Source organism: Streptomyces sp. NPDC005576, from assembly GCF_042871745.1.
Classification (GTDB): Bacteria; Actinomycetota; Actinomycetes; order Streptomycetales; family Streptomycetaceae; genus Streptomyces.
Window position 1 is genome coordinate 1 of sequence record NZ_JBIAJC010000021.1, and the last position, 12,591, is coordinate 12,591.

13 protein-coding genes and 3 pseudogenes are annotated in these 12,591 nt (G+C 72.8%); 9 read left to right on the forward strand and 7 right to left on the reverse strand.

Going from position 1 to position 12,591, the window contains the following annotated elements; all coding sequences use genetic code 11:
• Positions 1-81 (reverse strand): annotated as a pseudogene (locus ACFYPN_RS29870) (electron transfer flavoprotein subunit beta); the annotation flags it as partial.
• Between the two features lie 110 nt (positions 82-191).
• Between ACFYPN_RS29870 and ACFYPN_RS29875 the strand changes: the two are divergent.
• Both ACFYPN_RS29875 and ACFYPN_RS29880 read left to right on the forward strand, forming a co-directional pair.
• Positions 192-950, forward strand: a complete 759-nt coding sequence (locus tag ACFYPN_RS29875) for a TetR family transcriptional regulator (protein ID WP_358765606.1) — start codon at positions 192-194, stop codon at positions 948-950.
• A 115-nt stretch (positions 951-1,065) separates the two neighbouring features.
• A complete protein-coding gene (locus tag ACFYPN_RS29880) occupies positions 1,066-1,449 on the forward strand; it encodes a zinc ribbon domain-containing protein (RefSeq protein ID WP_358765608.1) in 384 nt (127 codons plus the stop codon).
• 44 nt (positions 1,450-1,493) lie between these two features.
• On the opposite strand, the gene ACFYPN_RS29885 is transcribed toward ACFYPN_RS29880, so the two are convergent.
• A complete protein-coding gene (locus ACFYPN_RS29885) occupies positions 1,494-2,189 on the reverse strand; it encodes a type 1 glutamine amidotransferase domain-containing protein (RefSeq protein ID WP_358765610.1) in 696 nt (231 codons plus the stop codon).
• A 234-nt stretch (positions 2,190-2,423) separates the two neighbouring features.
• Between ACFYPN_RS29885 and ACFYPN_RS29890 the strand changes: the two are divergent.
• Positions 2,424-2,621 (forward strand): annotated as a pseudogene (locus ACFYPN_RS29890) (GNAT family N-acetyltransferase); the annotation flags it as partial.
• Positions 2,622-2,740: 119 nt separating this feature from the next.
• A complete protein-coding gene (locus ACFYPN_RS29895) occupies positions 2,741-3,622 on the forward strand; it encodes an inositol monophosphatase family protein (protein WP_358765612.1) in 882 nt (293 codons plus the stop codon).
• 81 nt (positions 3,623-3,703) lie between these two features.
• On the opposite strand, the gene ACFYPN_RS29900 is transcribed toward ACFYPN_RS29895, so the two are convergent.
• Positions 3,704-4,531, reverse strand: coding sequence for a nucleotidyltransferase family protein (locus tag ACFYPN_RS29900; RefSeq protein WP_389302572.1), 828 nt, complete (start codon positions 4,529-4,531; stop codon positions 3,704-3,706).
• An 87-nt stretch (positions 4,532-4,618) separates the two neighbouring features.
• Here ACFYPN_RS29900 and ACFYPN_RS29905 point away from each other — a divergent pair, with 87 nt between their 5' ends.
• From ACFYPN_RS29905 to ACFYPN_RS29915, 3 genes are all read left to right on the forward strand, one after another.
• Entirely contained in the window at positions 4,619-6,037 is a 1,419-nt protein-coding gene (locus ACFYPN_RS29905; protein ID WP_358765614.1) for an NAD(P)/FAD-dependent oxidoreductase, read from the forward strand.
• A gap of 66 nt (positions 6,038-6,103) precedes the next feature.
• The gene (locus ACFYPN_RS29910; protein ID WP_389302575.1) at positions 6,104-7,579 is read left to right on the forward strand and encodes an AlkA N-terminal domain-containing protein; all 1,476 of its coding nucleotides are present in this window, start codon (positions 6,104-6,106) and stop codon (positions 7,577-7,579) included.
• Between the two features lie 118 nt (positions 7,580-7,697).
• On the forward strand, positions 7,698-8,222 hold the full coding sequence (locus tag ACFYPN_RS29915) for a methylated-DNA--[protein]-cysteine S-methyltransferase (RefSeq protein WP_358765618.1): 525 nt from the start codon (positions 7,698-7,700) through the stop codon (positions 8,220-8,222).
• Between the two features lie 155 nt (positions 8,223-8,377).
• On the opposite strand, the gene ACFYPN_RS29920 is transcribed toward ACFYPN_RS29915, so the two are convergent.
• The 4 genes and pseudogenes from ACFYPN_RS29920 to ACFYPN_RS29935 all read right to left on the reverse strand — a co-directional run bounded on the left by ACFYPN_RS29920 (position 8,378) and on the right by ACFYPN_RS29935 (position 10,786).
• The gene (locus ACFYPN_RS29920) at positions 8,378-8,962 is read right to left on the reverse strand and encodes a TMEM165/GDT1 family protein (RefSeq protein ID WP_389302577.1); all 585 of its coding nucleotides are present in this window, start codon (positions 8,960-8,962) and stop codon (positions 8,378-8,380) included.
• A 313-nt stretch (positions 8,963-9,275) separates the two neighbouring features.
• Positions 9,276-9,416: pseudogene (locus tag ACFYPN_RS29925) on the reverse strand (NAD-dependent deacetylase); the annotation flags it as partial.
• 6 nt (positions 9,417-9,422) lie between these two features.
• Positions 9,423-9,962, reverse strand: coding sequence for a hypothetical protein (locus ACFYPN_RS29930; RefSeq protein WP_389302579.1), 540 nt, complete (start codon positions 9,960-9,962; stop codon positions 9,423-9,425).
• A gap of 326 nt (positions 9,963-10,288) precedes the next feature.
• Complete coding sequence (locus ACFYPN_RS29935; RefSeq protein WP_358765624.1) at positions 10,289-10,786, reverse strand: NUDIX hydrolase; 498 nt, start codon at positions 10,784-10,786, stop codon at positions 10,289-10,291.
• A 222-nt stretch (positions 10,787-11,008) separates the two neighbouring features.
• Between ACFYPN_RS29935 and ACFYPN_RS29940 the strand changes: the two genes are divergently transcribed.
• The gene (locus ACFYPN_RS29940) at positions 11,009-11,764 is read left to right on the forward strand and encodes a hypothetical protein (RefSeq protein WP_389302582.1); all 756 of its coding nucleotides are present in this window, start codon (positions 11,009-11,011) and stop codon (positions 11,762-11,764) included.
• 49 nt (positions 11,765-11,813) lie between these two features.
• Positions 11,814-12,461: a class F sortase gene (locus ACFYPN_RS29945; RefSeq protein WP_358765628.1), complete on the forward strand. Its 648-nt coding sequence runs from the start codon at positions 11,814-11,816 to the stop codon at positions 12,459-12,461.
• Positions 12,462-12,591: the final 130 nt, after the last annotated feature.

Below are 12,591 nucleotides of genomic sequence, written 5' to 3' on the forward strand. Positions count from 1 at the left end.
CACCGTCAGATCATCGGCGAACCCCCGGTCACCGGTCGCGTCGGGCACGTACTTCACACAGACAACGATCCTCAAGCTCACGCCGGCTCTCCTACCTGGTGGTGGTTGGTAGTGCCGAGATTATGGCACTCAGTACCCTCTGTAAAGGTACGCGGTGCCAGATCGGTGGTTCCGGTGCTACGTTGCGCGGCATGACCGATGCGCGCAGACCAGCGAAGAAGGCTCCCATGCGGGAGAGGCTCGCCGAGGCGGCGTTCGAGCTCTTCGTGGAGAAGGGCTTCGAGCGGACCACGGTGGACGACATCGTGGCGCGCGCCGGGGTCGGACGCCGTTCGTTCTTCCGCTACTTCCCGTCGAAGGAGGGTGTGGTCTTCCCGGACCACGAGAGCTGCCTCGCGGAGACGACGGCCTTCCTCGCCGCCGCCCAAGCCGCGGAGACCGTGGACGGCCGGGGCGCCGACGACCCCATCGGCACGGTCTGCGACGCGGCGCGGATCGTGCTGGGCATGTATGCGGCGAAGCCCGAATTCTCGGTTCAGCGCTACCGGCTGACCCGTGAGGTGCCGGGGCTGCGGAGCTACGAACTCTCCGTCGTGCGGCGGTACGAACGGACCTTCGCCGGCTACCTCCGGCACGCCTACCGCGATCTGCCCGACGGCGTGCTGCGGGCGGAGGTGGCCGCCGCCTCGATCGCGGCGGCGCACAACAACGGGCTCAGGCTCTGGCTGCGTTCCGGCGGCGAGGGGGATGCCTGGGCCGCCGTCGACAACGCCCTCTCCGTGGTGCGCGAGTTGTGGTCCACCCGGGCGGGGTCCACGGGGCGGACCGTGCAGGTCCCGACCGGTGGAGCGCAGGGGCCCGCGCGGGACGTGATCGTCATGGTCGCGCAGCGAGGAACCCCGATGTGGAGGGTCGTCCAGCAGATCGAAGCAGCCGTCGGGGAAAGCTGAATGCAGCAATCGGCACTCAGTGTCTTTACGCCTAGGCACTGAGTGCCATATGGTGCGGACACGCCGCCGCTGCCGAGGTGCGGCGCGTTCGAAGCCGAGCGCAGGGGGTCCCGACATGTTCCCGTCAGCAAGTGGCACCGTGCAGAAGGTGGCCGAAGAGGCGGGGCTGCCCTACCAGCGCTGCCGATGGTGCGGTACGGCCTCCTTCCGGAGACTGCTCTGCCCGGTCTGCGCGTCGAGCGACTTCGCCCCGGAGCGCAGCTCCGGAGACGGAGTCGTCGTGCGGACCGCAGTCGTCCACCGTTACACCGAAGACGCCCGCAACGAGTCCCTGGTCCGCTTTCCGGAAGGATTCGTCTTCCGCTGCCAGGTGGTGGGGGCCGCTCCGCACCTCGTGGAGGTCGGCGCCCGGGTGCGCCCGCTCGCAGCGGAGGGACCGGAAGCGGGCGACGTGATCCTCGAACTCTGCCAGCCGCCCACCCACCGCGACTGGTACTGACCGGCCGTCACCGATCGACCGTCACTCCGGGGCGGCCCTGGGGCTCAACCGAGCCTCTTGACCATCTCGGCGGCCAACGGAGCCGAGGAAGCCGGGTTCTGACCGGTGATCAGATTGCGATCGGTGATCACGTACGGCGCCCACGGGTCGCTCTCCCGGAAGTCCGCGCCCAGCTCCACCAGCCGGTCCTGGAGCAGCCAGCGCGCCTTGTCGGCGAGGCCTGCCTGGGTCTCCTCCGCGTTGGTGAACCCGGTCAGCCGGTATCCGGCGAAGGTGGGGGAGCCGTCCGGGCGCTTCGCGGCGAGGAGGGCGGCCGGCGCGTGGCACACCACGCCGAGCGGCTTGCCCGAGTCCAGTGCGCGGTTCAGCAGTTCCCCGGACACCGTGTCGACGGCGAGGTCCTCCATGGGCCCATGGCCGCCCGGGTAGAACACGGCGTCGTACTCCTCCAGCCTGACCTCGTCCAGGGCCAGCGGAGTGCGCAGCTCGTCCATGCCGTCCAGCGCCGAAGCGATCCGGTCGGCGTTCTCCTGGCCGCCGTTGGCGTCCGGTGCCAGGCTCGCCCGGTCCACGGTGGGCTCGACCCCGCCGGGGGTGGCCACGACGACCTCGTGACCCGCCGCCTTGAACGCCTCGTACGGGGCGACGGCCTCCTCGGCCCAGAAGCCGGTGGGGTGCTTGCTGCCGTCCGCCAGGGTCCAGTGGTCCGCGCCGGTCACCACAAAAAGGATCTTCGCCATGTCGCACATCTCCGGGGTCGTGGGGTCGCGTCGTCGGTCTGCCGACCCATCGACCGTAGGACGGACCGCCCCCGTGATGCCAACCGGCCGGGGCCGGTGAGCACCTCCGCCCCGGATCCGGGGCCTCCGGGACCCGGGCGGCACACCGGATCCGGCGGCCCGGCCCGTCCCGGAAATTCCCTCGCAGGTCCGTGGCGCCGGTGACACCCTGACCGCGTTCTGCGACGGAGTGTGCTCGCCGGGGCCGGTACCCGCCCCGCCTTCCGGGGCCGGGGCATCGCCGGCGCGGTCACGGGCGCGCTCACCGGCGCGATGTTCGACCGGGGCGCCGAGTCGGTCCGGCTGGAGTTCTCCGGCGAAGGCTCACGCCGCGTGTACGAGCGACTCGGCTACCGGCCGCAGGGCACCCGTCTGTACATGCGGCTCGAAGCCTGCCCCGTCCCGGGCGGGGCGGCCACTGCCAACGGGGCGCCCCGCCCGGACCGGGGGTTCCACGGCACCCGGACCCGTCCGCCTTCGGAGGTCGGGTGGGTCCGTGCTTAGCTGGAGACATGATCGATGACTTTCTCGCCGAAGACGCACGGAACACCGGGAACGGCACGGACGCCGGGGGCGCGGGGAGCGTCGGACAGGTGGCCCGGGTCGAGGAGGCGGTACGCGCGGCGGTGGCCGCCGAGGTCATGCCCCGCCACCGCAAGCTCGCCGCCGACGACATCATCGAGAAGAGCGGTCCGCACGATCTCGTCACCAGCGCCGACCGGGAGGCGGAGAACCACCTCACCGCCTCCCTGACCCGCATCCTGCCGGGATCGGTGGTGGTCGGCGAGGAAGCGGTGCACGCCGACCCGGCGGTCTACGGCGCACTCTCCGGGGACGCGCCGGTGTGGATCGTGGACCCCGTCGACGGTACCCGCCAGTTCGTCCGCGGCGAGGCCGGATTCTGCACCCTCGTCGCCCTCGCCCACCACGGTGAACTCATCGCCTCGTGGACGTACGCCCCCGTGCTCCAGGAGATGGCCGTCGCCGTACGCGGCCGGGGCGCCACGCTCAACGGGAAGCCGCTCAGGTCCGGCTCGCCCGAGCCCGGTGCCGTACTGCGGGTGGCGATGTCCCACCCCGACTTCACCACCGAGGAACAGAAGCGTGCCCTGCTCGGCCTGCGGACCGAGGGCATCGAGGCGCGCGCCTGCGGTTCGGCCGGGCTCGAGTACCTGGCCGTGGCCCGAGGCGATCTCGACGCGCTCGCCTTCAACTGGGAGTTCGCCTGGGACCATGCGGCAGGGCTGCTGCTGGTCGCCGAGGCGGGTGGCTCCCACGCCACCCTGTCCGGCGGGAAGTTCAGGCTGGCCGGTGGCAACGACCTGCCGTTCGCGGTCGGCCGGGACGGAGCGACCGTCGCCCGCATCCGCGCGGCACTGCTCAGCGGCGTCTGACAGGGGAGTTCCCCACCGCGCCCCCGCAGAAGGTTTCGCGTACCCCGCCCGCCCGCCCGTCACGGCCGGCCGCGCACTCACTCACTCCCGCCCGCTCGTCAGCACCGTCCGGACGTCCCGCACCACCCCCCGGGCCGTCTCCACCGCGACCGGGCCGCCGTCGCGCAGCGCGGAAGTGACCCGCTCCGCGAAGCCGGGCGGAGTGTGGGGGAGAGCCGCCGCCGCGGCCAGCGCACCCTTCTCGTTGAGGCACCAGGTGCGATGGTGCGCGTGCAGGGCCTGGGCGAGAATCCCGAACGCCCGCGACAGACAGAGGGAGACGTGGAGCGTGTCGCCCGCCGGGGCGGACTTCGCCGCCGCGTCCACCAGGAACTCCGCCTCCCACGCTCCGTCCGCCAGGGCCCGCCGCAACGGCTCGGGATACCACCGGACTTGTGCCTGAAGGTCCGTCAGTTCGCCGTGGGAGTCGGTGAGTACGCGTCCGAGTGCGACCTCGCCCGGATAGCAGGGCGACCAGAACCCCAACGGATGTCCCGGCTGCACACCCACCTCGTAGCGTCCCTCCCGGCAGTCCGCCCAGACCGCTTCCACCCGGTCCAGGTCCCGCAGGATCCAGTCGACCGCGACCCCGTCGATCCGCAGCCAGCCGCCCCCGTCCACCCAGGGGCCCCAACTGCCCGGTCCCGTCACCTGGGCGGGCGTCCCCTGGAACTCGGAGGCGAGCGCGATCAGCGCGCCGAGATCGGGCGAACCCCGGTAGTAGAGGCCCAGATCCCAGTCGGAGTCGGGGCGGTGCGTGCCACGGGCGCGGCTGCCGCCGAGGGCCACGGCGCGGACGCCGGGCACGAGGACGAGCCGGTCGGCCATGGTGGCGACGGTGGACGCGGTCTCTTCCACGGAGTCAGTCATCGAAAGCGGAGGGTACCCACGCGTACGCCGCCCGCGCGCGGGAATATCCTGGTTTCCCTGCCCGCCGCCCCGCGAAGGAGTCCCAAGGTGCCGCCGATGCTTGACGCAGTCGTCGTGGGGGCCGGGCCCAACGGGCTGACCGCCGCCGCCGAACTGGCCCGCCGGGGCCTGGCGGTGGAGGTGTTCGAGGCGGCCGACACGGTCGGTGGCGGCGCCCGCACCCGTGAGCTGACGCTCCCCGGCTACCGCCACGACCCCTGCTCCGCCGTCCACCCGCTCGGCATCGGCTCCCCGGCGTTCGCCGGGATGCCGCTCGCCGACCACGGGCTGGAGTGGATCCAGCCGGAACTGGCCCTCGCCCATCCCTTCCCGGACGGCACGGCCGCCGTGCTCAACCGGTCGGTGGGGGAGACCGCCGCCTCTCTGGGCGCCCGGGACGCGGGCGCCTACCGCAGGCTCGTCGCCCCCTACCTCGGCCACTGGGAGACCCTTGCCCAGGACTTCCTGCGCACCCCGTGGCTCGGCCTGCCCCGCGACCCGTACCGCTGGGCGCGCTTCGGCCTCGATGCCGTCCAGCCCGCCACGCTGCTCTCCCGGCGCTTCCGCGACGAGAAGGCCCGCGCGCTCATCGCCGGCCTCGCCGCCCACGCCATCGCCCCCACCTCCGGACCGGCCACCGGCGGGATCGCCCTGCTCTTCGCCCTCGCCGCGCACGCCAACGGCTGGCCGGTGCCACGGGGCGGCTCGCAGTCGATCTCCGACGCCCTCGCCTCGTACCTGCGCAGCCAGGGCGGCACCATCCGCACCGGCACCGAGGTCAAGCGCCTGGACGAGCTGCCCCCCGCCCGCGCCTACGTCTTCGACACCTCACCGACCGCGCTCGCCAGGATCGCCGGGCTCGGCGACGCCTACCGCCACTACCGCTACGGCGCCGCCACCTTCAAGATCGACTACGCGCTCTCCGGGCCCGTCCCCTGGACGTCCGAGGAGGCCCGGCGCGCCGGGACCGTGCACGTCGGACCGACCGCCCCCGAGATCGACGCCGCGCTCCGGGCCGCCGTCGACGGCCGCGACCCCAGCGTCCCCTTCCTGATCACCGCCCAGCCGAGCCTCGTCGACCCCTCCCGCGCCCCGGGGGGGCACCACGTCTTCTGGGTCTACGGACACGTGCCGGCGCGGTGGGAGGGCGACGCCACCGACGTCATCGAGCGCCAGCTGGACCGCTTCGCACCCGGTTTCCGCGACCTGGTCCTGGCCCGGGCCGTCGCAGGACCGCGCGAACTCGCCGCGCACAACGCCAACTACGTCGGGGGCGACATCGCCTGCGGCGCCTTCGCCGGACTGCAGACCGTCATCCGCCCCAAACTCGCCCGCGTCCCCTACGCCACCGCACATCCGGCGGTCTTCCTCTGCTCCTCGGCGACCCCGCCCGGACCGGGCGTCCACGGCATGTCCGGCCACCACGCAGCCCGAGCCGTCTGGCGCCGCCTCCGCGCCGCCCACTGACGCCGGTGCGACCTCCCTGTCGGATTTCCGCCAGCTCCCGGCTCCCGGGTGACCGATGCTTGAAGCATGCACACCGACACCGAGCGCTGCGTGCGGGCCGTCCAGTCCAAGGACGCCCGCTTCGACGGATGGTTCTTCACGGCGGTCCTGACCACCCGGATCTACTGCCGTCCCAGCTGCCCCGTCGTGCCGCCCAAGGTCGAGAACATGACCTTCTACCCCAGCGCGGCGGCCTGCCAGCAGGCCGGGTTCCGGGCCTGCAAGCGCTGCAGGCCCGACACCAGCCCCGGCTCCCCGGAGTGGAACGCACGGGCCGACTCCGTCGCCCGCGCCATGCGCCTCATCCAGGACGGGGTGGTCGACCGCGAGGGCGTTCCCGGCCTCGCCGCCCGCCTCGGCTACTCGGCCCGCCAGATCGAACGCCAGCTCCTGGCCGAACTCGGAGCCGGCCCGCTCGCCCTGGCCCGCGCACAACGGGCGCAGACCGCCCGGGTGCTCATCGAGACGACGGCGCTGCCGATGGCCGAGGTGGCGTTCGCCGCCGGCTTCTCGTCCATCCGCACCTTCAACGAGACGGTCCGCGAGGTCTTCGCCCTCGCCCCCAACGAGCTGCGCACCCGCGCCGAACGCGGCACCAGGGCCGCCGCCACCCCCGGCGTGATAGCGCTGCGGCTGCCGTACCGGGCCCCGCTCAACCCCAGCAACCTCTTCGGCCACCTCGCCGCCACGGCCGTCCCCGGCGTGGAGGAGTGGCGCGACGGTGCGTACCGGCGCACCCTCGCCCTGCCGCACGGCCACGGCATCGTGGCGCTCTCCCCGCGCCCCGACCACATCGCCTGCCGCCTCCAGCTCACCGACCCGCGCGACCTCACCCTCGCCATCAGCCGCTGCCGCCGCCTGCTCGACCTGGACGCCGACCCGGTGGCCGTGGACGGCCAGCTGCGCACCGACCCGCTGCTCGCCCCCCTCGTGGACGCCGCGCCGGGGCGCCGGGTGCCCCGCACGGTGGACGGAGCGGAGTTCGCCGTACGCGCCGTACTGGGCCAGCAGGTCTCCACCGCCGCCGCCCGCACCCACGCGGCCCGGCTGGTCACGGCCTACGGCAAACCCGTGGAGGACTCCGAGGGCGGGCTCACCCACCTCTTCCCGACCCCGGAGGCACTGGCAGGGCTGGACCCGGAGGCGCTCGCCCTGCCGCGCAGCCGGCGCACGACGCTGACCACCCTCGTCGGAGCTCTGGCCGACGGAGCGCTCCGGCTGGACGCGGCCGACACCGACTGGGACGAGGCCCGCGCCGCGCTGACCGCGCTCCCCGGGTTCGGGCCATGGACCGTGGAGGTCATCGCCATGCGGGCCCTCGGCGACCCGGACGCCTTCTGCCCGACCGACCTCGGCATCCGGCGCGCGGCCGAGCGGCTGGGGCTGCCCTCCACCCCGGCGGCGCTGACCGCGCGGGCTGCCGGATGGCGACCGTGGCGGGCCTACGCCGTGCAGTACCTGTGGACCGTCGACGGGCACCCCATCAACCACCTGCCCGAGTGACCCCGGCCCCCACGCGCGCCCCGACATCCGTCCCGACACCCACCCGGACGAACTCCGACCCGACGGCTCCGACCCGGCGGCTCCGACCTGCGGCTCCGACCTGCGAAAGAAGCACCCCATGAGCGCCACCGTCCTTCCGCACACCAGGACACACACCCTGCTCGACAGCCCCTACGGCCCGCTCACCCTCGTCGCCACCGACGGAGTCCTCAGCGCCCTGTACATGACCGAGCACCGGCACCAGCCACCGCGCGAGACGTTCGGGGAGGAGGTGGACGCCGACGCCTTCGGCGAGGCGGTGCGCCAGCTGGGGGAGTACTTCGACGGGACGCGCACGGAGTTCGACCTGCCCCTGCACCTGGAGGGAACCCCGTTCCAGCGGACGGTCTGGGCGGAGCTCATGCGGATTCCGTACGGCGGGACACTCTCCTACGGGGAACTGGCCGGCCGGCTCGGCAAACCCGGGGCCTCCCGCGCGGTGGGTCTGGCCAACGGCCGCAACCCGGTCTCGATCATCGTCCCGTGCCACCGGGTCATCGGCGCCTCGGGGAGCCTCACCGGATACGGCGGCGGTCTCGACCGCAAGCAGCGCCTGCTGGCCTTCGAACGCGGTACGGAGAACGACACCCCGGCCCTGTTCTGAGGACCGGGGCACGGAGGAGCCCGGTGACCGGCCAACGGTCACCGGGCTCTCTGGTGCCCGTACGCGCTGCCCGTACGCGCTGCCCGTACGCGCTGCCCGTACGCGCTGCCCGTACGCGCTACCCGTACGCGCTACCCGTACGTGTGGACGGGACGTCAGCCGGTGAAGATCTCCGTCACCGTCCAGATCGCCAGCCCGAGCATGCACACCCCACCGACCCGCTGGACGGTCTTGAGCGGCACGCGCTTGGCGATGAACCGCCCCGCCAGCAGCGCCAGGGCCGAGACGGACATCAGGGCCGCGGCGGAACCGATCGCCACCGACCAGGCGCCGTTGCTCGCGGCGAGATTGGCCGTGGTGATCTGGGTGAGGTCGCCCCACTCGCTGATGAAGACGGCCATGAACGCCGTCCCGTAGACGGGCCAGAAACCGGTGACGGTCTTGACCTCCTCGTCCACGTCCCCGTCGTCGCCCCCGCCGCGCAGCAGCATGAAGGCGCCGAAGGCGAACAGCAGGGCGGAGACCAGCTTGACGATCCAGTCGGGGAGCAGCCCGAGGAGCCCACCCGCGCCGACCGCGATGGCCACGTGGACGATGAACGCGGAGGACGTGCCGAACCAGACGTACAGGGGCCGCATGCGCGTCCCCATCGCCAGCGAGGCGAACATCGTCTTGTCCGGCAGTTCCGCGAGGAAGATGAGCCCGAAGGCGGTGATGATCGCCAGGGGGTCGAGGTGCATTCCGGGTGGCTTTCTGTGAGAGCCGGGCCCCGGGCCTTCGCGAAGCGCCGCACGGGCTCTCGGAGGACCACTCGGCCCGGCACGACGCAGCACCCGCGGGGCGCGGGCGTGTCCTGCCTGACCGAAGGTCTCGCCCACCCGCCATGAACCACGGGCCCGGCCACCGGGAATCCGGGGATTCCAGTATGTCGACGACCGGTTTTCGGGGCTACTCCCCTTCGCAGCCCTCCACACTACCCCACGTGCCTGACCTGCTCCACCTGCCCCACCTGGACCTGAGCCGCCTGACCCGACTCCCCGACCCGTACGCGCATCACCGGTCGCCGCTGCCCGCACCACCCGCCGCCAGCCGTTCCAGCAGGGCCGGGAGCGCCGTACCGATCGGCTCGCGCACCACCTCGTCGGCCCGGTCGTCGTACGGGGCCGGTTGGGCGTTCACGATGATCAGCCGGGCGGCGCGTCAGGCGCCCCATCGGGCGGCGACGGCCTCCTCGACGCTGAAGGCAACCCCGCAGCCCGCGCACCGCGCGCTGCCGAAGACGTAGGTCACCTTGTGTGCGAGGCCGGGAGGGCCGTCCGCGCTCATGCGCGCGTGCAGTCTGCCGGCCAGCCCTCTCATCACCAAGGGGTCCTGTGGCTGGAGGGGGAGACGCGGGGCGTCGGCGTATCGCATGTACATGCTGTCCGTGGTCGAGAAGTAACCGTGCTCGCCGAAGACCACGAAATTCTCCGTATCGCAGACGGGGCAAGGCAGTTCGTACTCCTCGTCGTTGAGCCCGTCGATGTGCTCACCCCAGACCTCGACACCCTCGAAGCTGAGCAGGGCCCCCAGCAGCTGGACGTAGTCGGAAGGGTCACCCGTCAACCCGGGGTCCCGCAGGGCTTCCTCGGTCAGCCCGCGCAGTTCGGCGATCTCGGCCGAGCAGGAAAGGTGGGGATCTTCTCCACTGTCGGGGCGGCCGATGGCGGCGACGATGGCGCCGGCCAGACAGAGCGGCATCCTCCGTTCCCTGGCCGACTACCGGCGGGCCATATCGGCGAGTGCGGGGAGTGCCGCACAGCTGGCGGAATAGACCGTGCCCTGATGGCACAGGCGGGCCCGCAGATCGTTCCACCCTCTGCTCTGCGGGTCTGGGCTCAGGGCGTCGAGGAGACCGGGAATGCCCTGAGCGGTGCGTAGGCGTGGTGGAGGCGGGACCAGTCCGTCACGCACCGATCCAAGCAAAGGGCTCAAGCCCGCCCACTGCCGGGTCGTGTCCCGCGCATTGGTGGTCTCGGCGCGGGCAGTCCGCCCGACGACCGGTTTTCCCGCCTCCCGGCCGCCCGTCAGACCACCGGCGGCCGGCCCTCCTCCAGCTCCACGGCTCCGGTACCCGAGTCGAGCGCCTCCAGCGCGACCTGAACCCGCCGCAGAAGTGAACCGAGGAGATGGTCCGGGAGGGCGGAAGGCTCCACGAGCTTCCAGGACAGCAGCTCCTCCTCCTGGAGGACGATCGCCGCCAGCTGCGCCTCGCCCAGCACCCCGCCGTCGAAGAGGTAGGCGGCGATCGGCGGGCGGTCCGGGCCGCGTACCCAGTCCACCACCAGCAACCGGCCCGGTTCCACGTCGAGCCCGATCTCCTCGGAGGTCTCGCGCCGCGCCCCCGCCCGGGGCCCCTCGCCGGTGTCCGACTCGATCGTGCCGCCGGGCAGCGCCCAGCCGTCCCGGTAGTTCGGCTCGACCAGCAGGACCCGGCCCGTGGCGTCCCGGAAGAGGCAGGCGGCGCCCGCCAAGATCCGGGGCAGCCCCGCGATGTAGGTGGCGTAGTCGTCAGTTGTGGTCATCGCGCCAGGTTAGAGGCTGTCCCGGATGCCGCGCTCCGCGCAGCGTGACAGCCACCGCGCTGCCGGCCACCGAACCGCCGCCCGAGCCGTCACCGATGGGCCGGTGGAGGGATTTCTGACGGCTTGTCGGGCACGTCGGCCCCTTCTCGTGGATCACCTGTGGCAACCCTTGGGAGCCCCTCCCATTAGTACGACAATCGTTTCGGCTTCAAGGAGTCACGCATGCCCCTCTCCGCCTCGACCCGTACCCACGCCCTCCGCGCCGGCACCCTCGTCGCAGCCGCCGGCATCGCTCTCACCTGCGCCTCCGACGCCTTCGCCATTCCCGGCGACAGCGGCGACCTCAACATCGTGGAGGTGCGCAACGCGGGCCGCGAGGCCCGTGCGAACGGCGGTGCGATCTGCCAGTTCAGGCTGGCGGCGAACAACTTCGAGACCCTTCCGGCGGTCGCCTGGACCATCACGGAGCTGCCGCTGACCATCCCGCCCGGCAACGTGCTGGCCGGTACGCTTCCCCTCTCGCAGGGCAGGGCCCGCAGCCCGCAGTACCAACTGCCGGACGGTACCTACCAGCTCCAGTGGATCGTCCCGGGCAGCCTGACCAAGCAGCGGACCTTCGTCGTCAACTGCCCCGACGACGGCCGCGGCGGCCGCGGCGGCGAGCGCGACCAGAGCGCCGGCGGCCAGTCCACCGGCAACCGGGCAGACGGCAACCAGGCCTCCGGCGCCACGGGTGCCGACAGCGAGGCCGCCGACGGCAGGGGTGCCGACACCGGGGCCGGAGCTTCGGGCCGCCGCCCCTCCGGTGGGGTTCCCGCCGGAGGCGGTGGCGTCGCCAAGCTGGAGACCGCGAGCTACGACGGCGACACGGGACCGGGCGCGGGAACCACCGCGGCCGTGGCGGCGGGGGTGGCCGGGCTCGCCGGACTCGTCCTGGTCCGCCGGTCGGCCCGCCGTCGCTCCCGTGGCGAGGCGTAGCACTCCGCGACGGCGGCGCCGAGGACCGAGTCGCGCATGCCGTCTCACACTGACGCTGTGCGCGACCTCCTCCCTCGTGACCGGCATCGTCTGGGTGTGCGGTGACTCGTCCGACGATGCGACGGCGCACGCCGCCGCCCGCGGCTCCGACGCCGCGGGCGGCGGGGTGCCGCCGTTCCGGAGGGCTCCGCACCGGATGCCGGAGAGCATCCCGGAATCCCACCCGCCGCTGAGCCCCTCCCGGGCGGTGAAGGTGGCGATCCCCGCCATCTACATCGAGGCCCCGCTCGTCGGGCTGAAGCTCGACGCCAAGGGCCGGCTGGGCGCTCCGCCCATCAACCGGCCCAAGGTGGCGGGCTGGTACCAGGACGGGCCGTCGCCCGGAGAGGCCGGCACCGCTCTGATCGTCGGCCACCGGGACACCGAGACGGGCCCCGCCATCTTCCTGAACCTGAACGCGCTCCGGCGGGGCGACGCGGTCAAGGTCGTGCGCGCGGACCGGCGGACGGCCGTCTTCACCGTCGACACCGTCAAGACCTACCGCAAGAGCGAGTTCCCCGACGACAAGGTGTACGGGACGACGAACCGCCCGGAGCTGCGACTGCTGACCTGCGGCGGACGCTTCGACAAGAAGACCGGCTACTCCGCCAACGTCGTCGTCTTCGCCCACCTCACCTCTCTCACGAAAACCGCCTGAAGAGAGAACGAACGAGTTCCCCACGACGGGCCGCACGCCCCGCGCGCGGCCCGTCGGGCGCGTTCCGAGCCGGGCACAGGGGCGAACGGGCCCGGACCATGGGCAGATCGGGCGGGCTGCGGATAGGGTC